The 22,562-nt window shown below is 63.5% G+C and carries 21 protein-coding genes; 8 read left to right on the plus strand and 13 right to left on the minus strand.

All coding sequences use genetic code 11. The features are described 5' to 3' along the window. From H928_RS29185 to H928_RS29190, 7 genes are all read right to left on the minus strand, one after another. On the minus strand, positions 1-804 hold an 804-nt coding region (locus H928_RS29185; protein ID WP_043341422.1), incomplete at its 3' end, for a FimV family protein. A gap of 335 nt (positions 805-1,139) precedes the next feature. Next, positions 1,140-2,252 (minus strand): aspartate-semialdehyde dehydrogenase, encoded by a 1,113-nt coding sequence (gene asd / locus H928_RS0121400; RefSeq protein WP_021028333.1) that lies wholly within the window; start codon positions 2,250-2,252, stop codon positions 1,140-1,142. Positions 2,253-2,744: 492 nt separating this feature from the next. Further along, entirely contained in the window at positions 2,745-3,812 is a 1,068-nt protein-coding gene (gene leuB, locus H928_RS0121405; RefSeq protein WP_021028334.1) for a 3-isopropylmalate dehydrogenase, read from the minus strand. Positions 3,813-3,891: 79 nt separating this feature from the next. Continuing rightward, positions 3,892-4,554 carry a 3-isopropylmalate dehydratase small subunit gene (gene leuD, locus H928_RS0121410; RefSeq protein WP_027011222.1) on the minus strand — a complete coding sequence of 221 codons (663 nt, stop codon included), beginning with the start codon at positions 4,552-4,554 and terminating at the stop codon, positions 3,892-3,894. A gap of 63 nt (positions 4,555-4,617) precedes the next feature. Beyond that, positions 4,618-4,743, minus strand: a complete 126-nt coding sequence (locus H928_RS0121415; protein WP_021028336.1) for an entericidin A/B family lipoprotein — start codon at positions 4,741-4,743, stop codon at positions 4,618-4,620. A gap of 16 nt (positions 4,744-4,759) precedes the next feature. Beyond that, on the minus strand, positions 4,760-6,184 hold the full coding sequence (gene leuC / locus H928_RS0121420; protein ID WP_021028337.1) for a 3-isopropylmalate dehydratase large subunit: 1,425 nt from the start codon (positions 6,182-6,184) through the stop codon (positions 4,760-4,762). Positions 6,185-6,234: 50 nt separating this feature from the next. Continuing rightward, a complete protein-coding gene (locus H928_RS29190; protein WP_021028338.1) occupies positions 6,235-7,233 on the minus strand; it encodes a LysR family transcriptional regulator in 999 nt (332 codons plus the stop codon). A gap of 244 nt (positions 7,234-7,477) precedes the next feature. Here H928_RS29190 and H928_RS29195 point away from each other — a divergent pair, with 244 nt between their 5' ends. Then, positions 7,478-8,467 (plus strand): DUF4349 domain-containing protein, encoded by a 990-nt coding sequence (locus tag H928_RS29195; RefSeq protein ID WP_021028339.1) that lies wholly within the window; start codon positions 7,478-7,480, stop codon positions 8,465-8,467. Positions 8,468-8,565: 98 nt separating this feature from the next. Here H928_RS29195 and dnaJ read toward each other — a convergent pair whose 3' ends face one another. The 4 genes from dnaJ to grpE all read right to left on the minus strand — a co-directional run bounded on the left by dnaJ (position 8,566) and on the right by grpE (position 12,808). Further along, positions 8,566-9,696, minus strand: a complete 1,131-nt coding sequence (dnaJ, locus tag H928_RS0121435; RefSeq protein WP_021028340.1) for a molecular chaperone DnaJ — start codon at positions 9,694-9,696, stop codon at positions 8,566-8,568. A gap of 24 nt (positions 9,697-9,720) precedes the next feature. After that, entirely contained in the window at positions 9,721-10,062 is a 342-nt protein-coding gene (locus tag H928_RS0121440) for a hypothetical protein (protein ID WP_021028341.1), read from the minus strand. Between the two features lie 172 nt (positions 10,063-10,234). After that, a complete protein-coding gene (dnaK, locus tag H928_RS0121445; protein WP_021028342.1) occupies positions 10,235-12,163 on the minus strand; it encodes a molecular chaperone DnaK in 1,929 nt (642 codons plus the stop codon). Between the two features lie 108 nt (positions 12,164-12,271). Further along, on the minus strand, positions 12,272-12,808 hold the full coding sequence (gene grpE / locus H928_RS0121450) for a nucleotide exchange factor GrpE (RefSeq protein WP_021028343.1): 537 nt from the start codon (positions 12,806-12,808) through the stop codon (positions 12,272-12,274). 254 nt (positions 12,809-13,062) lie between these two features. Here grpE and rpsF point away from each other — a divergent pair, with 254 nt between their 5' ends. The 5 genes from rpsF to dnaB all read left to right on the plus strand — a co-directional run bounded on the left by rpsF (position 13,063) and on the right by dnaB (position 16,085). Then, positions 13,063-13,437, plus strand: a complete 375-nt coding sequence (rpsF, locus tag H928_RS0121455) for a 30S ribosomal protein S6 (RefSeq protein ID WP_021028344.1) — start codon at positions 13,063-13,065, stop codon at positions 13,435-13,437. A gap of 11 nt (positions 13,438-13,448) precedes the next feature. Next, positions 13,449-13,745: a primosomal replication protein N gene (gene priB / locus H928_RS0121460; RefSeq protein WP_021028345.1), complete on the plus strand. Its 297-nt coding sequence runs from the start codon at positions 13,449-13,451 to the stop codon at positions 13,743-13,745. An 11-nt stretch (positions 13,746-13,756) separates the two neighbouring features. After that, the gene (rpsR, locus tag H928_RS0121465; RefSeq protein ID WP_021028346.1) at positions 13,757-14,038 is read left to right on the plus strand and encodes a 30S ribosomal protein S18; all 282 of its coding nucleotides are present in this window, start codon (positions 13,757-13,759) and stop codon (positions 14,036-14,038) included. Between the two features lie 11 nt (positions 14,039-14,049). Beyond that, the gene (gene rplI, locus H928_RS0121470) at positions 14,050-14,502 is read left to right on the plus strand and encodes a 50S ribosomal protein L9 (RefSeq protein WP_021028347.1); all 453 of its coding nucleotides are present in this window, start codon (positions 14,050-14,052) and stop codon (positions 14,500-14,502) included. A gap of 170 nt (positions 14,503-14,672) precedes the next feature. Then, positions 14,673-16,085: a replicative DNA helicase gene (gene dnaB, locus H928_RS0121475; protein ID WP_021028348.1), complete on the plus strand. Its 1,413-nt coding sequence runs from the start codon at positions 14,673-14,675 to the stop codon at positions 16,083-16,085. A gap of 33 nt (positions 16,086-16,118) precedes the next feature. Here dnaB and H928_RS0121480 read toward each other — a convergent pair whose 3' ends face one another. Further along, positions 16,119-17,021, minus strand: coding sequence for a LysR substrate-binding domain-containing protein (locus H928_RS0121480; RefSeq protein WP_021028349.1), 903 nt, complete (start codon positions 17,019-17,021; stop codon positions 16,119-16,121). Between the two features lie 284 nt (positions 17,022-17,305). On the opposite strand from H928_RS0121480, the gene H928_RS0121485 reads away from it, so the two are divergent. Beyond that, entirely contained in the window at positions 17,306-18,838 is a 1,533-nt protein-coding gene (locus H928_RS0121485; RefSeq protein ID WP_021028350.1) for an aldehyde dehydrogenase family protein, read from the plus strand. A gap of 361 nt (positions 18,839-19,199) precedes the next feature. Next, positions 19,200-20,891, plus strand: a complete 1,692-nt coding sequence (locus tag H928_RS0121495) for a thiamine pyrophosphate-binding protein (RefSeq protein WP_021028352.1) — start codon at positions 19,200-19,202, stop codon at positions 20,889-20,891. A 125-nt stretch (positions 20,892-21,016) separates the two neighbouring features. Here H928_RS0121495 and H928_RS0121500 read toward each other — a convergent pair. Then, the coding region (locus H928_RS0121500) for a PhoH family protein (RefSeq protein ID WP_027011224.1) at positions 21,017-22,562 on the minus strand (1,546 nt) is incomplete at its 5' end.

Here is a 22,562-nt window from a genome sequence, read left to right on the forward strand (position 1 = left end):
GGCCTGCTCGGCCGTCGGCATGGTCAGCGTGACACCTGCCTTCATGCGGTTGACGTTGCCACCAACAAAGGCGTGCGGGTTGCTCTGGACCACGGCGATGAGCATCTGGTCGAGCGAGATATCCGCGGGCTTGTTTTGCGCGGCGATGCGGCCCAGCGTGTCGCCGCGTTGGGTGCGCACGCTGTCGCCACCGCTGTTGTTGCTGGCGGTGGCGGGAATATTGGCGCGTGCTGCGGGTGCTGGGCGCGGTGCAGCAGCGCTGCGGGCGGCGGGGGCAGGCGCTGGTGTGGCCGAAGCCAGGGGCTCCTCGATCACGCGCACAGGCGGTGCCGGTGGGCGCGCGGCAGGGGCGGCTGCGCTCAGCTGCGGCGCCACCGTGACGGCGGGTTCGGGCTTGCGCAGGTTGGGCGGGTCGAACAGCATGGTGTAGCTGCGCACGACCTGGCCGGAATTCCAGTTGGCGTCGATCACATAGTCGACAAAGGGATCATTGACCGGACGCTGCGTGGTCAGCACGATCACCGCCGTGCCATTGGCGCGGCGCTGCAGCTGGGCGCGCACGCCACTGACCGTGCCCGAGTAGTCCATGCCCTGGGTGCGGAAGACCGCCGACGAGGCCGTCTTGACCTGCAAGGTGTCGGCCTCGGCGTCGGTGATCTGCGGAACTTCGATTTCCGCGCGCAGGGGCTCGCCCAGCGCGGATTTCACATTGATCTTGCCCAGCGCGAGCGCTGATGCTTCCCCTGTGTACAGGCCAAAGGCTGCCATGGCGGCGGCAAGCGCAGTGATTTTCCAGCGATGCATAGTGCTATTTGATTGAATAGTAGAAGCGTGCGGGGTTGTTTTTGTACCCATGAGAAAGCCCTCCCCCTAAGACGCGAAATCGGTAATTATCAGTAAAAAGAACCTTAACAGTAATGTGTTGGAGTGACAAGTTAAGGAATGGGCATCTCATTTGATAGGGTGCTTGGGCTCACTCCGGTCGGTCTGATTGTTGTTCCAGAGCAACTTTTCAGAGGGGGGCTGCCGGGCAGACCCAGGCTTGAATCGTTAGCAAAAGCAGCAAGAAAAACACCTTCCGGCTGCTGGGGGCAGGCCCGGAAGGTGGGGTGGTTGGGCCGCTTATGCAACGGCCGGCATCAGGCCGCCAGCAGGATGCGCAGCATGCGGCGCAGCGGCTCGGCAGCGCCCCAGAGCAGCTGGTCGCCGATCACGAAGGCCGAGACGTACTCGGGGCCCATGTTCAGCTTGCGCACACGGCCCACGGCCACTTCCAGACCACCGGTCACCGCAGCGGGGGTCAGTTCCTTGACGGTCACGGCGCGCTCGTTGGGCACCCACTTGACCCAGTCATTGCCACCCTTGATCAGCGCTTCGATCTCGGCCAGCGGCAGGTCCTTGTTGAGCTTCAGGGGCAGCGCCAGGCTGTGGCAGCGCATCGCGCCAATGCGCACGCACAGGCCGTCGACGGGGATGGTGGCATCGGTGCCCAGGATCTTGTTGACCTCGGCCTGGCCCTTCCACTCTTCCTTGGACTGGCCATTGTCCAGCTGGGCATCGATCCAGGGGATCAGGCCGCCGGCCAAAGGCGCGCCAAAGAACTCGGTGGGCACATCGCTGCGGATGGTCTGGGCGACCTTGCGGTCGATCTCCAAAATGGCGGAGGCGGGCGTGGCCAGCTCATCGGCCACGGCAGCGTGCACCACGCCCATGCCCTTGAGCAGTTCGCGCATATGGTTGGCGCCACCGCCGGACGCGGCCTGGTAGGTCATCGACGAGACCCATTCGACCAGACCGGCGTTGAACAGGCCCGACAGGCCCATCAGCAAGATGGAGTTGGTGCAGTTGCCGCCGATCCAGTTCTTGCCGCCAGCGGCCAGCTTGCGCTGGATCAGTGCGTCATTGACAGGGTCCAGCACGATGACGGCATCGTCTTGCATGCGCAGCGACGAGGCGGCATCGATCCAGTGGCCGTTCCAGCCGGCAGCGCGGATCTTGGGGAAGACTTCCTTGGTGTAGTCGCCGCCCTGGCAGGTGATGATGATGTCGCACTTAGACAGCTCGGCGATGTCATTGGCATCCTTGAGCTGGGTGTGCACGGTGGCCATCGCAGGGGCCTTGCCACCGGCGTTGGAGGTCGAGAAAAACACCGGCTCGATCAGCGCGAAGTCACCCTCGGCCTGCATGCGGTCCATCAACACCGAGCCGACCATGCCGCGCCAGCCCACCAAACCTACCAATTGCTTGCTCATAAAACGCCCTTGTCTACCTAAACGAAAGGAAATGCCACGGGGGCTGAGGGCCTGGCTCGTCGGCCAGTTGGAGGCGCACGACGAACCAGGCTGGATCAGCCGGTAATCTTCGTGGTGGTTGTGAATGTGTATGCGCGCGCAGCCATACCCGCCTCAATGGGGGTGGTGGTGTTCAGCCAAGAAATAGGGCAGTGCGCAGACATAGGAAGCTATTCTAGCGCCAAATTTTAAAACCTGTGCAAGAAATTTTATAAGTTTCGAGTGCTGGCGCATCGAAGCGCATGCATATATGACGTTAAAAACTATTTTTCGACCATTTATGGTTTTTTAATTCGTCGAAATGACTAAAGTCGAAAGCGTGCCGTGCTTCTGTCGTCGTTTTGGTGTTGAAACGCGGCGGTTGCAAGTAGCAGTACCAGCGCTTCATGGTTCTGCAGGCGCAAAAAAGCGACCCGCAGGTCGCTCTTGGAAAGGCATTGTGAAGACGGCTGCTTACAGCGCGGCCACCACGGCATCGCCCATTTGCTGGGTGCCGACCTTGGTCGTGCCTTCGCTGTAGATATCGGGCGTGCGCAGGCCCTGGGCCAGCACCTTTTGCACGGCCGCTTCGATCTTCTGGGCAGCGGCTTCCTGGCCCACGCTGAAGCGCAGCATCATGGCGGCCGACAGGATGGTGGCCAGCGGGTTGGCAACGCCCTTGCCGGCGATGTCCGGTGCCGAGCCGTGGCTGGGTTCGTACAGGCCTTGCTTCTTGTCGTTGAGGCTGGCCGAGGGCAGCATGCCGATCGAGCCGGTCAGCATCGAGGCTTCGTCGCTCAGGATGTCGCCAAACATATTGCCGGTGACGACCACGTCAAAACGCTTGGGTTCCTTGACCAGCTGCATCGCGGCGTTGTCCACATACATGTGGTCCAGCTGCACATCGGGGTACTGCTTGCCCACTTCGGTCATCACGTCCTTCCACAGCTGGAAGGTCTCCAGCACATTGGCCTTGTCCACGCTGGTCACGCGCTTGCTGCGCTTTTGCGCGGCCTGGAAGGCCACATGGCCGATGCGCTCGATCTCGGGGCGGGTGTAGCGCATCGTGTCGAAGGCTTCTTCGGCGCCGGGGAAGTGGCCGTCCGGTGCGCTGCGGCGGCCGCGTGGCTGGCCAAAATAGATGTCGCCGGTCAGCTCGCGGATGATCAGGATGTCGAGGCCGGACACCAGCTCGGGCTTCAGGCTGGAGGCGTGGGTCAGTTCCTTGTAGCAGATCGCGGGGCGGAAGTTGGCAAACAGGCCCAGTGCCTTGCGCAGACCCAGGATCGCCTGCTCGGGGCGCAGTGCGCGCTCCAAAGTGTCGTACTTCCAATCGCCCACGGCGCCAAACAGGATGGCGTCCGATGCCTTGGCCAGCTCCAGCGTGGCGGGGGGCAGCGGGTGGCCGGAGGCCTCATAGGCGGCGCCACCGACAGGTGCGCTTTGCAGGTGCAGGTCGAGCTTCAGGGCGTCGAGCACCTTCACGGCTTCTGCAACGATTTCTGGACCAATGCCGTCTCCGGGCAATACAGCGATTTTCATGGTTTTTTCTCAGTCAGGATGGCAGGGCTGCGCCCGGTGGGGCGCAGCGGGGATGGCGTGAAAGGGATGCGCGCGGCGCTCAGGCCTTGGCTTGCACCAGGCTGTGTGCCAGCCAGGGCTTGGTGGCCAGGCGGTTGGCTTCATAGGCCTGGATCTTGTCCTTGTGGCGCAGCGTGAGGCCAATGTCATCAAAGCCGTTGAGCAGGCAGTACTTGCGAAAGGCGATCACATCGAAGGGGATGCTTTCGCCGCCGGGGCGCAGGATGACCTGCTGGTCCAGGTCGATGGTCAGGCTGTAGCCGGGATGCACCGCGACTTCGTTGAACAGCATGTCGATCGTGGCCTCGGGCAGCACGATGGGCAGCAGGCCGTTCTTGAAGCAGTTGTTGAAGAAGATGTCGGCAAAGCTGGGCGCCAGGATGGCGCGGAAGCCGAACTGGTCCAGCGCCCAGGGTGCGTGCTCGCGGCTGGAGCCGCAGCCAAAGTTCTTGCGGGCAATCAGGATGCTGGCGCCCTGGAAGCGCTGCTGGTTGAGCACAAAGTCCGGGTTGGGCTTGCGGGCGGACTCGGGCACGCCTGGCTGGCCGGGCTGGTCCAGGTAGCGCCATTCGTCAAAGGCGTTGACGCCAAAGCCGGTCTTCTTGATCGACTTGAGGAACTGCTTGGGGATGATGGCGTCAGTGTCGACGTTCTCGCGGTCCATGGGTGCCACGAGGCCGGTGTGGATGGTGAATTTTTGCATGTTCAAGCCTTTGGGCTGCACGCGGTCATTGGATGCGCGCGGGCAGCGGTGTATGGAATGGGGTTAGCGTGCTGCGCGCGAGATGGCGTTGCCCGCCCCCTGCACGTCCTGGCCAATGCCGTGGACGGTGTTGCAGCCCGACAGCAGCGCGGCGAGCACGATGGTGAAGAAGGCAAAACGGGTTTTCATCGCATAGCTCCTGGGGTCATGCAAAACGGCGGATGTCCACAAAGTGGCCGTGCACGGCGGCGGCGGCGGCCATCGCGGGGCTCACCAGGTGGGTGCGGCCACCGGCGCCCTGGCGGCCTTCGAAGTTGCGGTTGCTGGTCGATGCGCAGCGCTCGCCGGGCTCCAGGCGGTCGGCGTTCATCGCCAGGCACATCGAGCAACCGGGCTCGCGCCACTCAAAACCGGCGGCGGTGAAGATCTGGTCCAGGCCTTCGGCCTCGGCCTGGGCCTTGACCAGGCCCGAGCCGGGCACCACCATGGCCAGCTTCACATTCTTGGCCACTTTCTGGCCCAGCTTCTTGACGACGGCAGCGGCTTCACGCATGTCTTCGATGCGGCTGTTGGTGCAGCTGCCGATGAACACCTTGTCGACGAAGATGTCGTTGATCGGCTTGCCTGGCTCCAGGTTCATATAGGTCAGCGCGCGTTCGATGGCGCCGCGCTTGTTCGGGTCCTTTTCCTTGTCCGGATCGGGCACGGTCGCATCGACACCCAGCACCATCTCGGGGCTGGTACCCCAGGTGACCTGGGGCACGATGTCTTCGGCGCGCAAGGTGACCACGGTGTCGAACTTGGCATCGACATCGGAGTGCAAGGTCTTCCAGTAGCTGACGGCCTGGTCCCATTCCACGCCGGTAGGCGCCAGCGGGCGGCCCTTGACGTAGTCGATGGTCTTGCTGTCCACAGCGACGAGGCCTGCGCGGGCGCCAGCTTCAATGGCCATATTGCAGACCGTCATGCGGCCTTCGATGGACAGGTCGCGGATGGCCGAGCCGGCAAACTCGATGGTGTAGCCGGTGCCGCCTGCAGTGCCGATGCGGCCGATGATGGCCAGCACGATGTCCTTGGCGGTCACGCCGGGGGCGACCTTGCCATCCACCTTGATCAGCATGTTCTTGGCCTTCTTGGCCAGCAGCGTCTGCGTGGCCATCACGTGCTCGACCTCGGAGGTGCCGATGCCGTGGGCCAGCGCGCCAAAGGCGCCGTGGGTGCTGGTGTGGCTGTCGCCGCAGACTACGGGCATGCCGGGCAGGGTGGCGCCTTGCTCGGGGCCCATCACGTGGACGATGCCCTGGCCCTTGTCCATGAAGGGGAAGAAGGCAGCAGCGCCGAACTCGCCAATATTGTCGTTCAGGGTGACGATCTGTTCCTTGCTGATCGGGTCCTCGATACCGTCATAGCCGCGCTCCCAGCCGGTGGTGGGGGTGTTGTGGTCGGCGGTGGCGACCACGGAGCTGACGCGCCAGAGCTTGCGGCCCGCCATGCGCAGACCTTCGAACGCCTGGGGGCTGGTGACTTCGTGCACCAGATGGCGGTCGATATACAGCACGGCGGTGCCATCCTCTTCGGTGTGGATGGTGTGCTCGTCAAAAATCTTGTCGTAGAGGGTGCGTCCGGTCATCGTGGTTCTCTTTGGGTCAAGGGTCTCATCAAGGGGCTAAATACGAAATATCAAAGATGGGCAAAGGTCTGCAGGTGCACGGCCAGGTCGGCGTCTTGCTGGTCTGCGGCCTGGGCCTCGTCGGCGGGCCGGGGGCTCAGGTGCTCGACCAGCAGGCGGGCGGTGACCGGCAGCGCCTCAAAGTCGCGCGCCATCAGGCGCAGCTCGCGCTGTGCCCAGGCGTCGGCTAGGCGGATGCCGCGCAGGTTGCCCACGCCGTGCATCAGCGCAAAGGCGCGGTCGGGCAGCAGGCCAATGCCCAGGCCGTTGTCGATCATGCGGCACATGGCGTCGAGGCTGGTGACCTGGATGCGCTGGCGCAGCGGCCGGCGCAGCTGGGCCGATGCGGTGCGCATGGCCTGGCTGATGCTGCTGCCCGATTGCAGGCCGACAATATCCCATTCCAGCGCTTCTTCAAAGCTGATCGTGTTGCGCTGGGCCAGTGCATGGTCCAGCGGCACCACGAGCATCAGGTGGTCGCTGCGGTAGGGGCGCGACTGCAGATCGAGCTCGGCGGTGTTGGCAACGGCATCGGGGTTGCAGATGCCCAGGTCGGCCGTGCCTTCGTGCACGGCCTGGATCACCTGCGCACTGAGGTGCTCCTGCAGGTCGATCTTGATCTGGCTGTGCGCGCGGGCAAAGCTGCCCAGGTCCTCGGGCAGAAACTGCACGATCGCCGAAATATTGGCATGGATGCGCACATGGCCGCGCACGCCATCGGCGTATTCGCTCAATTCGCCTTGCATGCGCTCCAGCCCGAACAGCACATTGCGGGCATGGTGCAAAAGGCTCTCGCCTGCCGGCGTCAAAGTGACGCCCCGGCTGTGGCGGTAGAGCAGCTGGGTGTCGACGGCTGTTTCCAGGTCCGACAGGCGCTTGCTGACGGCCGAAGCCGCGATGAACTCCCGCTCTGCCGCCCGGCCAATGCTGCCCAGCTCGCACACGGCCACAAACAGCTGGAGCGAGGTCAGGTCAATGCGGCGCGCAAAACTGCGCTCTGAGCTTTTCATGGCGGGGAGGTATCGTATTTTTAGAAATCAGCAGCTATTTTATCTATAAATACTGCGTTTGATATCGCGGATGACGATGGCTGATGTGTCATTTGCATGAAAACGTAGCGGGGCGCGCCCGCCAGCGGCCTGCGCCAGAGGCTGCCGAATGTGTTCGTTTTTGTAAGGCCTTCACCCCATGGGGCAGTCTCACCGCGATTGAGCAGACATCGCAAGCAGCGATGCTCTAGAAACGGAACCACCCATGTTTTCTCGCTCCCCTTCGTTTGGCCTGTTCAGCGCGCGTCCTGCTGGCCTGGCGGCCGTCGCCATCGCGGTAGCGGCCCTGCTGGCCGGCTGCTCGCCCGATGCCGGGCAGAGTGCGCCGCCCGCTCAAGCGCAGATGGCCACCCCGGCCGCACCCGCACCGGTAGCGCCGATGGCGGCCCGCTCCATGGCCAAGATGGCGAGCATGGAGACGGCGCCCGCCGCCGATATGGCCATGGGGCAGGGCGGTGCGGCCGCCCCCAGCGAGCGCTTTTTGGCCATCAGCCACCGCATCCAGGTGGAGACGCCGGCGGCCGATCTGGCAGCGCTGTGGGAGGAAGTCAAGGCGCGTTGTGAGCGGCTGGACTGCTATGTCGAGGGCTCACAGCTGCGCCGCGAAACCCCGCAGTCGGCCGCCGAGGCCATGCTGGCGATGCGGGTCAGCCCCCAGGATTTTGCTGCACTGACCTCGTCGCTGGGTGCTGGCGCCCGGGTGCTCAACCACCAGACCACGACCGAGGACAAGACCTATGAGGTGGTGGATGTGGAGGCGCAAATCAAGAACCGCACCGAATACCGGGACAGCCTGCGCGCGCTGATGCTGGAGAAGAATGTCAAACGCAGCCTGCAGGACCTGATGGCCATCCGCGACACGCTCTCCCAGGTGCAGGCTGAGATCGATGCGGCCAACACCCACCGCGCGCTGTTGCAGCGCGATACCGCCAAGCAGTTCGTGCAGATGCGCTTTCAGCCCACGCGCGCCATCGTCAGCGGCACCTACAGCCCCTGGCAGCAAACCTGGCAGCGCAGCTGGGATGGCCTGACCCGCAGCGTGCAGTCGCTGATTCTGACCGCTGCGCAATCGCTGCCCTGGCTGTTGGCGCTCGCGCTGGTGGTGCTGCTGCCGCTGCGCTTCGCCATCCAGCGCTGGATGCGCCGCAGCGCCGCGCGGGCGCAGCTTGCAAACCAGGCAGAAAAGCAAGACTGACAAGCGCAGCGGCCATGAAAAAAGCACCAGCGAGGCTGGTGCTTGGCTAGGCTTGGCTAAGGAGGCGCCGCATCGGCTGGATGCGGCGTTTCTTTCTATCAGGTGAACAGGTTTTTGAGGCGGTCGGCCCAGGACTGGTTGTTGGGCGTGTGCTTGGCGCCGCCCTTTTTCAGCGATTCATCGAGCTCCTTGAGCAGCTTGCGCTGGTGCTCGGTGAGCTTGACGGGCGTCTCGACGACGATGTGCACATACAAGTCGCCCGGGTAGCTGGCGCGCACGCCCTTGATGCCCTTGCCGCGCAGGCGGAACTGCTTGCCGGTCTGGGTGCCTTCGGGGATGTCGATCGCGGCCTTGCCACTCAAGGTCGGCACTTCGATTTCGCCGCCCAGTGCTGCGGTGACCATGCTGACGGGCACCTCGCAGTGCAGGTCATCGCCATCACGCTCGAACACCTCGTGTTTGCGCACGCGGATCTCGATATACAGATCGCCGGGCGGGCCGCCATTCTGGCCGGGTTCGCCGTCGCCCGTGGAGCGGATGCGCATGCCATCGTCGATACCGGCGGGGATGCTCACTTCCAAGGTCTTTTGCGACTTGGTGCGGCCCTGGCCGTGGCAGCTGGTGCAGGGCTCGGGGATGATCTTGCCGGTGCCGCGGCAGTGCGGGCAGGTTTGCTGCACCGCGAAAAAGCCCTGGCGCATCTGCACCTGGCCGCTGCCGTGGCAGGTGCTGCAGGTCTTGACCTGGGTGCCGGGCTTGGCGCCGCTGCCGTGGCAGGTGTCGCACTCGTCCCAGGACGGAATCTTGATCTGGGCGTTCTTGCCCGCTGCTGCCTCTTCGAGGCTGATGTCCATCGCGTAGGACAGGTCGTTGCCCCGGTAGACCTGGGGGCCACCGCCGCCGCGACGGCCACCGCCAAACATCTCGCCAAAGATGTCGCCAAACGATTCGGCAAAACCACCAAAGCCCTCGCCGCCCATGCCCGAGCGCATATTGGGATCGACCCCGGCGTGGCCGTACTGGTCGTAGGCGCCACGCTTTTGGCTGTCGGAGAGCATTTCGTAGGCTTCTTTGCACTCCTTGAACTTCTCTTCCGCTTCCTTGGCCTTGTCGCCCTGGTTGCGGTCGGGGTGGTACTTCATGGCCATCTTGCGGTAGGCCGTCTTGATTTCGACTTCCGTGGCGGATTTGCTCAGGCCAAGGACTTCGTAGTAATCGCGTTTGGACATGGTGTTCTTGAATTCTGTGGGGGTTTAACCAGCGGCGTTCAGGTACGCCCGGGCATGGGTGCCCACAAAGCTGCGGCCGGGATTGTCGCCGTCAATCCATTGCTGCGGTGGAAATAGCTCAAACAAGCCCACCTTGAACAAGGTGGGAATCGCCATCTTCAGCTCTTGTTCAACAGCGCCGCGCTCGCCGGCATTGTAGAGCGCGATGTTGTAGAGCATGGTGGCCACGGTGCCGGTCTGCACCCGGCTGCCGTCTTTGAGCGTGACGGCGGGCAACTCTGCCGCGCCATCGGTGATCTTCTGGTTGACACGGCTGAGCTCTGCAACATGCAGTGCGTCGCTCGCAGGTGCTGTAGTAGATGTCATCGTGTGCCTTTGGATGCTTGCGTGAAAGGGAGACAGGGCCTGCAGCCCACTGACCGGAGCTACGTGCTACAGAAGAAAGAGCGATTCTGTAGAAAAGCCATGCCGGAGTGCGGCAATGCGAACTCCGGCATGGGTGCTGGGTAGCGTCGGCTCCAAGCCTGTCGGAAGGCGATTAGTCCTTCTTGACTTCCTTGACTTCGGCGTCGACGACATTGTCATCGGCTGCCGCAGCGCCGGCCGCGCCCGCTGCTGCACCGGCGGCTCCGGCCTGTGCAGCCTGGGCGTCGGCATACACCTTCTCGCCCAGCTTCTGGCTGGCGGTCATCAAGGCCGTGGTCTTGGCTTCGATGGCGTCCTTGTCTTCGGTCTTCAGTGCTTCTTCCAGCTCTTGAACCGCCGTGTCGATAGCCGACTTCTCAGCGGCATCGAGCTTGTCGCCATGCTCGCCCAGGCTCTTCTTGACGCTGTGCACAGCGGCTTCGCCTTGGTTGCGGGCCTGCACCAGCTCGAGCTTCTTCTTGTCGTCGGCGGCGTTCAGCTCGGCGTCCTTGACCATCTTCTGGATCTCGTCCTCGGACAGACCGGAGCTGGCCTTGATGGTGATCTTGTTTTCCTTGCCGGTGCCCTTGTCCTTGGCAGAGACGTTCAAGATACCGTTGGCATCGATGTCGAAGGCCACCTCGATCTGTGGCGTGCCACGGGGTGCGGCTGGAATGCCCTCCAGGTTGAACTCGCCCAGCAGCTTGTTGGCGCTGGCGATTTCACGCTCACCCTGGAACACCTTGATGGTCACGGCAGGCTGGTTGTCCTCGGCGGTCGAGTAGGTCTGCGCGAACTTGGTCGGGATCGTGGTGTTCTTCGTGATCATCTTGGTCATCACGCCGCCCAGGGTTTCGATACCCAGGGACAGAGGCGTCACGTCCAGCAGCAGCACGTCGGAGCGGTCACCGCCCAGCACCTGGCCTTGCACGGCAGCGCCCACGGCCACGGCTTCGTCAGGGTTCACGTCCTTGCGTGGGTCCTTGCCGAAGAATTCCTTGACCTTCTCCTGCACCTTGGGCATACGGCTCATGCCGCCCACCAGAATCACGTCGTCGATGTCGGACACAGCGATGCCGGCGTCCTTGATCGCGGTGCGGCAAGGGGCGATGGTGCGCTCGATCAGCTCGTCCACCAGGCTTTCGAGCTTGGCGCGGGTGAGCTTGATGTTCAGGTGCTTGGGACCCGAAGCGTCAGCGGTGATGTAGGGCAGGTTGATGTCGGTGGCAGCCGAACTGGACAGCTCGATCTTGGCCTTTTCAGCCGCTTCCTTCAGACGTTGCAGTGCCAGCACGTCCTTGGACAGGTCCACGCCTTGTTCCTTCTTGAACTCGGCAATGATGTACTCGATCACGCGTTGGTCGAAGTCTTCACCGCCCAGGAAGGTGTCGCCATTGGTCGACAGCACTTCGAACTGCTTTTCGCCGTCCACATCGGCAATTTCGATGATGGACACGTCAAAGGTACCGCCGCCCAGGTCATACACGGCGATCTTGCGGTCACCCTTGCCGCCCTTGTCCAGGCCAAAGGCCAGGGCTGCAGCGGTCGGTTCGTTGATGATGCGCTTGACTTCCAGGCCGGCGATACGGCCAGCGTCCTTGGTGGCCTGGCGCTGCGCGTCGTTGAAGTACGCAGGCACGGTGATCACCGCTTCGGTCACGGGCTCGCCCAGGAAGTCCTCAGCGGTCTTCTTCATCTTGCGCAGCACTTCTGCGGAGATCTGTGGTGGGGCCAGCTTCTGGTCACGCACTTGCACCCAGGCGTCGCCGTTGTCGGCCTTGACGATCTGGAAAGGCATCAGGTCGATGTCCTTTTGCACTTCCTTCTCGTCGAACTTGCGGCCGATCAGGCGCTTGGCAGCGTAGATCGTGTTGCGGGGGTTGGTGACAGCCTGGCGCTTGGCAGAAGCGCCCACCAGGATTTCGCCGTCTTCCTGGTATGCAACGATCGATGGCGTGGTGCGTGCACCTTCGCTGTTTTCGATCACGCGGGTGGTGTTGCCTTCCATCACGGCCACGCAGCTGTTGGTCGTGCCCAAATCAATACCGATAATCTTTCCCATTTCTCTACTCCTGTATTTGTTGGGGCGGCTCAGCGCCCTGATTGACTGTTATCTGTGGCTTTTTAGCGGTTGTTCAAGTGCGCAATGCAAAAAAGCCGGGAGGTACGTTTACTTGGGTGCAGCAACGGTCACCAGTGCAGGGCGCAGTACGCGCTCGGCAATGGCATAACCCTTTTGCAGCACGGCCACCACGGTGTTGGGGTCTTGCGCGGCAGGCACGGCCGAGATCGCCTGGTGGTGGTGGGGGTCGAACTTGTCGCCGGCAGCCGGGTTGATCGCGACCACCTTGTTGCGCTCCAGTGCGGAGACGAGCTGGCGCAGGGTGGCGTCCGAGCCTTCACGCAGTTGCTCGGGGCTGGCATTCTGGATGGCCAGCGCGGCATCCAGGCTGTCGATCACCGGCAGCAGGCTCTCGGCAAAGCTCTCGACGCCGAACTTGCGGGCCTTGGCCACTTCATCATCGGCGCGGCGGCGGGCGTTTTCAACTTCTGCCTTGGCGCGCAGGTACTGGTCGGCCAGCTCGGCGTTCTTGGCCTTCAACTCCGCCAGCTCTGCTTCCAGTTGCGACTGGTTGGCAGCGGCAGCGGCTTCCAGCTCTTCGGCGGACATGGGGTTTTGGCCTTCGGGGTGGAGGTTGTCTGACATGGTGCTGTTCGTATTTCGTTAACAAAAAGGACTCTTGTGGCCGCACCTGGGGGCATTTCCTTGCTTTTCAAGGGGCTTATTTGGCTTTTCCGTCTGGGCAAGCTGCCCCCCGTGGTGTCCGCAGCGGCCCGTGTTTATAAACCATGTTTGACGGTTTTTGAATTGGTTTGTATAATCGTTGGTTTCCCTTGCCACACCGCGCTGTATTTGCAATCAAGTGCACTAGCGGGTGGCGCAATCCACAAGGAGTTTGCATGCGTCACTATGAGATCGTGCTGCTGATCCACCCCGATCAGAGCGAACAAGTTCCAGCCATGCTGGAGCGTTACAAAGGCATGATTACCGCCGGCGGCGGTAAGATCCACCGCGTTGAAGACTGGGGCCGCCGCCAACTGGCCTACATGATCAACAAGCTGGCCAAGGCCCACTATCTGTGCCTGAATATCGAAGCCGACCAGGCTGTGATGGCTGAACTGGAACACGCGTTCAAGTTCAACGACGCTGTGCTGCGCCAACTGACTGTGCAGAAGAAGAAGGCTGACACCGCTCCTTCGGCCATGATGAAGACCGTGGAACGCGAAGAAGCGCGCAAGGCCAACCAGGCTGAGCACGCCGCTGCAGAGCGTTAATCACACAGGAGGTGGAGAACCGCGTACTTGTCACCGCCGTCATCGCTGAAATCAAGATTTTGCGATACACGCCGGCTGGGCTACCTGCTGTAGATATTGTGCTGGAGCACCGCTCCACCCAGACCGAAGCAGCGCAACCCCGACAAGTCAATGCCGTGCTCAAGGCGATTGCCTTTGGTGCACTGGCAGAGCGAATCGCTCGGCAGGCTGTAGGGAGCACCTGGACATTCCAGGGCTTTTTGGCCACACCGCGCAACAGCAAATCGCTGGTTCTGCACATCCAGGATATTCAACAAGATACTTATTGAGAGGTCCGAAAATGGCCACGTTCAAGAAATTCAACAAAGACAAGCGCCCAAAGCGCAACACCCAGTCGCTGCTGTTCAAGCGCAAGCGTTTCTGCCGCTTCACCGTGGCTGGCGTCGAAGAAATCGACTACAAGGATGTCGACACCCTGCGTGATTTCGTTGCTGAAAACGGCAAGATCATTCCCGCACGTCTGACCGGCACCCGCGCCATCTACCAACGTCAGCTGAACACTGCCATCAAGCGCGCTCGCTTCCTGGCCATGGTTCCTTACTCTGACCAACACAAGATCTAAGGAGCACGAACATGCAAATCATTCTGCTCGACAAGGTCGTGAACCTGGGCAACCTGGGTGAAATCGTGAAGGTCAAGGACGGCTACGCACGTAACTTCCTGATCCCTTCGGGCCGCGCACGCCGCGCTACCGAAGCTGCCAAGGCTGAATTCGAAGCCAAGCGCGCTGAGCTGGAAAAGGCTGCTGCTGAAAAGCTGGCTGCTGCCCAAGCACAAGGCGAGAAGCTGTCCGGCCAGACCGTGAAGCTGACCCAAAAGGCAGGTGTGGATGGCCGTCTGTTCGGCTCCGTCACCAACCACGACATCGCTGATGAACTGGGCAAGATGGGCTTCCAAGTGGCCAAGTCGCAAGTGCGTCTGCCCAACGGTCCTATCAAGACCGTGAGCGAGACCGCTGTGGAAGTGGCTCTGCACACCGACGTGGTGGTGGAAGTGAACGTGTCCGTCTACGGCGAACACGTTTAATACTCCACGCTCTGCGTTGAGAAGCCGCCCTCGGGCGGCTTTTTCGTTCCCGGCCGCAGCACAGTCCCCGGGATGCGGGTTTTGTTCGTCGCTGTCAGCCTTGCGCGGCATCTGCGCTATTCTTGTGGATTGCTGGCTGCCAGGCCAGCGTTTGCTCATTTGGATTTCCCATGTCAGAGACCTTTCCCCCCCTGGATGACACTGCCTTCATCACCCCCGACAAGCAGGTGGCGCAGCTGCGCATACCGCCGCATTCGATCGAATCGGAGTCCAGCGTGCTGGGGGGCCTGCTGCTGGACAACAATGCCTGGGACCGGGTGGGCGATGTGCTGGCCGAGGACAACTTCTACCGCCATGAGCACAAGCTGATCTTCGCGGCCATGGCCAGCATGATCAATGCCGGCAAGCCCGCCGATGTGATCACGGTCTATGAGCACCTGCAAAGCATCGGCAAGGCCGAAGAGGTGGGCGGCCTGGCCTACCTGAACCAGCTGGCCCAGTATGTGCCCAGCGCCACCAATATCCGCCGCTATGGCGAAATCGTGCGCGAGCGCTCGATCCTGCGCAAGCTGGTCACCGCCAGTGACGAGATCGCCACCAACGCCTTCAACCAGCAGGGCAAGACGGTGGACCGCATTCTGGACGAGGCCGAGCAGAAGATCTTTGCGATTGGCGAGGAGGGCTCGCGCATGAAGCAGGGCTTCCAGTCGCTGGACAACCTGGTCGTGGACCTGCTCGACCGGGTGCAGGAGATGGCGGACAACCCGGTCGATGTGACCGGTGTGCCTACCGGCTTTGCCGACCTGGACCGCATGACCAGCGGCCTGCAGGCCGGTGACCTGGTGGTGCTGGCCGCGCGCCCCTCGATGGGCAAGACCTCGTTCGCGGTGAACATTGCCGAGCATGTGGCGCTCAACGAAGGCCTGCCGGTAGCCATCTTCTCGATGGAAATGGGCGCCGCCCAATTGGCGGTGCGTATCGTGGGCTCGATTGGCCGGGTCAACCAGGGCAATCTGCGCACCGGCAAGCTGACCGATGAGGAGTGGCCGCGCCTGTCCGAGGCGATCGAGCGGCTGCGCACGGTCTCGCTGCACATCGATGAGACCCCGGGCCTGACGCCGTCGGAGCTGCGCGCCAACTCGCGGCGCCTCGCCCGCCAGTGCGGCAAGCTCGGCCTGATCGTGGTCGACTACCTGCAGCTGATGAGCGGCTCGGGCTCGGCGGCCAGCTCGGACAACCGGGCGACGGAGCTCGGTGAAATCTCGCGCGGTTTGAAGATGCTGGCCAAGGAGCTGCAATGCCCGGTGATTGCGCTGTCGCAGCTCAACCGCTCGGTGGAGCAGCGCACCGACAAGCGCCCGATGATGTCCGACCTGCGCGAATCGGGCGCCATCGAGCAGGATGCGGACATCATCATGTTCATCTACCGTGACGACTACTACAACAAAGAGAGCAATGAGCCCAATGTGGCCGAGGTCATCATCGGCAAGCAGCGTAACGGCCCGACCGGCACCGTGAAGCTGTTCTTCCAGAAGAACCAGACCCGCTTTGAAAACCTGGCCGTGGGCGGCGACGACTACTGATGCACGCCAGCGCCTGGCAGGCTGGGGTGGGGCTCAGTCCTGCTGCCCCTGGCTTTGCTGGAGCACCCATTGCTCAAAAGCCTGCAGCGCGGCCGAGGGCTCGCGGTAGGTGGGGTAGCTGAACCAGTAGCTCTGCGTGCCCGGCAAGGTCTGGGTATGGGCGGGGATCAGCTGGCCCGCATCGAGCGCCGGTTGCACCAGCACCTCGGGCACCAGGCCCACGCCCAGGCCGGCGGCGGCTGCCATGATGACCATCGAGAACAGCTCATAGCGCGGCCCGCGCGAGGCCTGCACCGAGTAGTCCCAGCCCAGGCCGTTGTACCAGTCGCGCCAGGCAGCGGGCCGGCTCTCCAGCCCGATGTGTACCAGTGGCTGCCAGTCCTCCTGCGTGGCCAGCGCATGCTGCGCTGCAAAGGCCGGGCTGCAGACGGGGATGCAGGCGCCATCGCGGGCAATGCGCTGCCCCTGGGTCTTGGACCAGAGGCCGTCGCCCGAATAGATGGCTCCGTCAAAACCGCTTTCCTCGAACGCAAAAGGCTCGGAGCGCACCGACAGGTGCACATGGATGTCCGGGTGCAGTTGCGCAAAGGCGGGCAGCCGGGGCACCAGCCACTGCGTGGCAAAGCTGGAGACGACGGCCAGGTGGATGGCATAGCCCTGGGCGCGGCTGTTGGCGATCTCCTGCGTATCGCGCTCCAGGCCGTTGAGGTGCACACGCACACGCTGCGCATATCGTTTACCCGCATCGGTCAGCATGACGCGGCGTTTGTGGCGCACAAAAAGCGGCACCCCCAGCCGGTCCTCCAGCGCCGCCACATGGCGGCTGACGGCACTGGCGGTCAACGCTAACTCATTGGCAGCGCGGGAGAAATTGCCGTGCCGGGCCGAGGCTTCAAAAGCCATCAACAGGCCGATATTGGGAATCGCGTTGCGCATGGGTGGGGACTTTGTTCAAAAAACGCACTATGTCTCACCATTTTCTCATTTTGTTGTTCCTGATAGTTCACATAGTATTTTTAAGTTTGGTGCTTCTGCCCCCGCTGCGCACTGCCGCAGGCGGGCCCTGTGCAGCCCTGTCACGGGCAGGGTGTACAAAGTGCTGTGCCCGTGTCCGGGCGCGCAGCGCTTTAAGCTGCATTGGCAGCACCCCCCATCATGGTCCGGGCCCGCACGGAGGGCCGGACAGTTTCTGTTGTGATAGTGAATAGGAAAGACGAGCGATGACGCAATCCACCCAACATTTGAACGAAATTCTCAAGGCGCTTGCGCTCGACCTCCAGCCCCTGGCAGGCCAGGACATCACCAGCCGCTCGCCCGCCGACGGCGCCAGCCTGGCCGTGTTGAAGGCCCACAGCGCGCAGCAGGCGCAAGACGCCATTGCCGCTGCCCACCAGGCCTACCTGCAGTGGCGCACCGTGCCGGCCCCCGTGCGTGGCGAGTTGGTGCGCCGCTTTGGCCAGACCCTGCGCCAGCACAAGGCGGCACTCGGCGCCCTGGTGTCGATTGAAGCGGGCAAGATCACCTCCGAAGGCCTGGGCGAAGTCCAGGAAATGATCGATATCTGCGACTTTGCCGTTGGCCTGTCGCGCCAGCTCCATGGTCTGACGATTGCCAGCGAGCGCCCCGGCCACCGCATGATGGAAACCTGGCACCCGATGGGCGTCGTGGGCATCATCTCGGCCTTCAATTTCCCCGTCGCCGTCTGGTGCTGGAACAGCGCGCTGGCCCTGGTCTGTGGCGACGCGGTGGTGTGGAAGCCGTCCGAGAAGACCCCGTTGACCGCCGTGGCCTGCCAGCACCTGCTGGAGCAGACGATTGCTGCCTTCAACCAGGAGCAGCCTGGTGCCGTGCCAGCGGGCCTGGCCCAGCTGCTGATTGGCGCCCGTGAAGTGGGCGAAGTGCTGGTGGACAGCCCGCTGGTGCCCGTGGTCAGCGCCACCGGTTCGACCCGCATGGGCCGCCAGGTCGGCGTCAAGGTGGCCGAGCGCTTTGGCCGCTCCATCCTGGAGCTGGGTGGCAACAACGCGATGATCGTCACGCCGTCGGCCGACCTGGAGCTGGCCGCCCGCGCCATCACCTTTGCAGCCGTCGGTACTGCCGGCCAGCGCTGCACCACCTTGCGCCGCCTGATCGTGCACAAATCGGTGGCCGACCAGCTGGTGGCGCGCCTGGAGAAGATCTACGGCAGCGTCACCGTGGGTGACCCGCTGACTGACGGCACCCTGGTGGGCCCGCTGATCGACAAGGCCTCGTTCGACGGCATGCAGGCCGCACTGGCCCAGGCCAAGGAAGAGGGCGGCACCGTCATCGGCGGCCAGCGCGAGCGCGAAGACCTGGGTAAAGACGCCTACTACGTGCGCCCGGCTCTGGTCAAGATGCCTGCCCAGACCAAGGTGATGGAGCACGAAACCTTTGCGCCCATCCTCTACATCGTCACCTACGACGGCAGCGCCGACGAAGCGATCGCGGTGCAGAACGCCGTGCCCCAGGGCCTGTCGTCGGCCATCTTCACCAGCGACCTGCGCGATGCCGAGCGCTTCATGTCGCCCGCTGGCAGTGACTGCGGCATTGCCAACGTCAATATCGGTACCTCGGGTGCGGAGATCGGTGGTGCCTTTGGTGGCGAGAAGGAAACCGGCGGTGGCCGCGAATCGGGCTCGGACGCCTGGAAGGGCTATATGCGCCGTGCCACCAACACCATCAACTACAGTGGCGCGCTGCCACTGGCGCAAGGCGTGCGCTTTGACGTGTGATGGGCGGGCAGCTGCAGGCCGGCGCCGTGGGCATGCTGCCCGCTGCCCGGGCTTGCAGGGCTCCCCACCGGGGCGGCCGCTGCGCCGCCGGGTGTGTGCTGCCAGCGCAGGCCACTGATATGCCTGTGCCCTGTGTGGCCTCCCACCCAGACAGGGGCTTTGCGCCCCTGTCTCCCACTACTCCAGCATCTGCCAAGGGCTGGCCTGCCACCGTTGCAGGCCAGCCCTTGTGGCATCCGATGCTGCCGTTTTTTGCGGCGCTGCGCAGCCATTTGCTGCGCTGGCGCAATGTGTAGCCAGGCCAGATCGGGTTCAATCCCCCGCTTCTGGCGCATCGATGACAAGACAAAGGAGACAAGACATGGCAGGCAAGCAAGCAACACGCACCGGTGGCCAGCTGGTGGTGGACCAGCTGCTGATCCACGGCGTGCAGCAGATTTTCACGGTGCCGGGCGAGAGCTTTCTGGCGGTGCTCGATGCGCTCTATGACGCGCCCATCGAGACGACGATCTGCCGCCAGGAGGGCGGCGCCGCGATGATGGCCGAAGCCCAGGGCAAGCTCACCGGCCAGCCAGGCATCTGCATGGTCACGCGCGGGCCAGGTGCTACCAATGCCTCGGCTGGCTTGCACATTGCGATGCAGGACTCGACCCCGATGATCCTCTTCGTCGGCCAGATCGAGCGCTCGGCGCGCGGCCGCGAGGCCTTCCAGGAGCTGGACTACCGCGCGGTGTTTGGCAGCATGGTCAAGTGGGCCACCGAGATCGATGATGCGGCGCGTATCCCCGAGACCATGGCCCGCGCCTTTGCCGTGGCCACCAGCGGCCGCCCCGGCCCGGTGGTGATAGCGCTGCCCGAAGACATGCTACGCGATGCCGTCAGCGTGCCTGATGCGCGCCGCTACCAGCCTGCGCCCGCGCATGCCGCCGATGCCGATGTGGCCGCCGTCGTCGCCCAATTGGCCGCCGCGCAAAACCCCATCATCATTGCCGGCGGCTCGCGCTGGACTGCGCAGGCCCATGCGGATATCGCCGCCTTTGCCGCCGCCCATGCGGTGCCGGTGGCCTGCTCCTTCCGCCGCCAGATGGTGTTCCCCGCCCACCACGGCAACTATGCCGGCGATGTGGGCCTGGGCGTCAATCCCAAGCTGATCGAACGCGTCAAGCAGGCCGATCTGGTGGTGCTGTTGGGCGGGCGCATGTCCGAGGTGCCCTCGCAGGGCTACAGCCTCTTGGGCATTCCGGCCAGCAGCGGCCAGCGGCTCATCCATGTGCACCCCGATCCAGACGAACTGGGCCGGGTCTACCAGGCCGACCAGGCGATTGTGGCCGCGCCCGACTCCTTCTGCGCCGCCCTGGCCCGCCAGCCAGCCGCTGCGCCGAGCGCCGAGCGCCAGGCGCTGGTGCAGCAGGCCCATGCCGACTACCTGGCCTGGAGCAATCCTGCGCCCATCCAGGTGCCTGGCGCGCTGCAGATGGGCCAGCTGATGGCGCATCTGCGCGAGGTGCTGCCGGGCGATACGGTCTGGTGCAATGGCGCGGGCAACTTTGCCACCTGGGTGCACCGCTTCTGGCCGTTCACGCACTATGGCAGCCAACTGGCCCCCACCAGTGGCAGCATGGGCTATGGGCTGCCCGCCGCCGTCGGCGCCAAGCGCCTGGACAAGCAGCGCAGCGTCGTCTGCATTGCCGGCGATGGCGACTTTCTGATGCATGGCCAGGAGTTTGCGACCGCCGTGCAGTACCAGCTGCCCGTCATCGTGCTGCTGATCGACAACGGCATGTACGGCACCATCCGCATGCACCAGGAGCGCGACTACCCGAACCGGGTCAGTGCCACCGAGCTGCGCAACCCCGACTTTGTGGCTTACGCCAAGGCCTTTGGCGGCAATGCAGCGTTGGTCGAGAAGACCGAAGACTTTGCCCCTGCGCTCGCTGCCATGCGCAGTTGGGCGGAACAGCACCAGCTGCCGGTGATCCTGCACTGCAAGCTCGATCCGCAGGCGATTACGCCGGCGCGCAGCCTGGACCAGATCCGAGGCACTGGCGTTTAAGCCCCGGCTGAAGGCGCAAAAAAAGGCACCGAGCAAAAACTCGGTGCCTTTGTATTTGGCTTTTTGGGGCTTTTGGCCTGGGCCTTGGCGGAGGCTGTGCAGCGCCTGCTGCGGCCTAGCGCGGTTTACAGCACATCGCTGGCAAAGTCGGCCAGGCGCGAGCGCTCGCCGCGCGCCAGGGTGATGTGGCCGCTGTGTGGCCAGCCCTTGAAACGGTCCACCACATAGGTCAGGCCCGAGGAGCCTTCGGTCAGGTAGGGCGTGTCGATCTGGGCCAGGTTGCCCATGCAGATGATCTTGGTACCGGGGCCGGCACGGGTGATCAAGGTCTTCATCTGCTTGGGCGTCAGGTTCTGCGCCTCGTCGATGATCACGTACTTGTTCAGGAAGGTACGGCCGCGCATGAAGTTCATGCTCTTGATCTTGATGCGGCTGCGGATCAGGTCATTGGTGGCAGAGCGCCCCCATTCGCCAGGATTGCCGCCGTCGCCCTTGGCCAGGAACTCCAGGTTGTCGTCCAATGCGCCCATCCAGGGGCCCATCTTCTCTTCTTCGGTGCCGGGCAGAAAACCGATGTCCTCGCCTACGCTGACGGTGGCGCGGGTCATGATGATCTCGGTGTAGCGGCGCTCGTCAAGCACCTGGTTCAGGCCGGCGGCCAGGGCCATCAAGGTCTTGCCGGTGCCTGCCGTGCCGGCCAGGGTGACAAAGTCCACATCCGGGTCCATCAGCAGGTTCATCGCGAAGTTCTGCTCACGGTTGCGCGTGGTCACGCCCCACACATTGTTCTTCTGGTGGCCGTAGTCCTTCAGCGTCTCAAGCACGGCGGTCTTGTCACGGATCTCGATCACGCGGGCAAACAGGCTGTTCTCGCCCGGTGCTTCGTAGAAGACGAACTGGTTGATGTGCAGCTGCTGGGTGATGGCGCCGCTGATGCGGTAGCAGGTGGAGGCGCCCGACTGCCAGCTCTCGACCTTCTTGCCGACCTTGGCCCAGAAATCCAGCGGCAGCTGCAGCATACCGGTGTAGAGCAGGTCGCCGTCTTCCAGCGTCTTGTCGTTCTGGTAGTCCTCGGCCTCCAGGCCCAGCGCACGCGCCTTGACGCGCATGTTGATGTCCTTGGACACCAGCACCACAGGGCGGTCAGGGTGGCGCTGGCGCAGGGCCTCGACCACGCCCAGGATCTGGTTGTCAGCCTTGCCCTGGGGCAGGCTCTCGGGCAGCTGGTAGTTCAGCGGCTCGGTCTGGAAGAACAGGCAGCCGCTGGCGCCCTTCTGGCCGGTGGCATCGAGGCGAATGCCCTGGGCCAGATGCGCTTCCTGGCTGGCGACCAGCGCATCGAGCGTGCGGCTGGCCTGGCGGCCATTGCGGGCCACTTCGGTCATGCCCTTCTTGTGGCCATCGAGCTCTTCGAGCACGATCATCGGCAGGTAGATATCGTGCTCTTCAAAGCGGAACAGGCTGCTGGGGTCATGCAGCAGCACATTGGTGTCGAGCACAAAAAGCTTGGCCTTGTCGCTGCGCGGTTTGGCGGCCTTGGCCGGCTTGCTGGCCACGACGGGGCTGGCTTCGGCCACGGCAGGGCTGCGGGCCGGTTGCGCAGGCTTGGCTGTTGCTGGCGCCTTGGCGCTTGCGGCCACCGGCGCAGGGGCTTGCACGGGAGCAGGGGTG

This window comes from Comamonas sp. B-9 (assembly GCF_000410635.1).
Taxonomy (GTDB): Bacteria; Pseudomonadota; Gammaproteobacteria; order Burkholderiales; family Burkholderiaceae_C; genus Comamonas.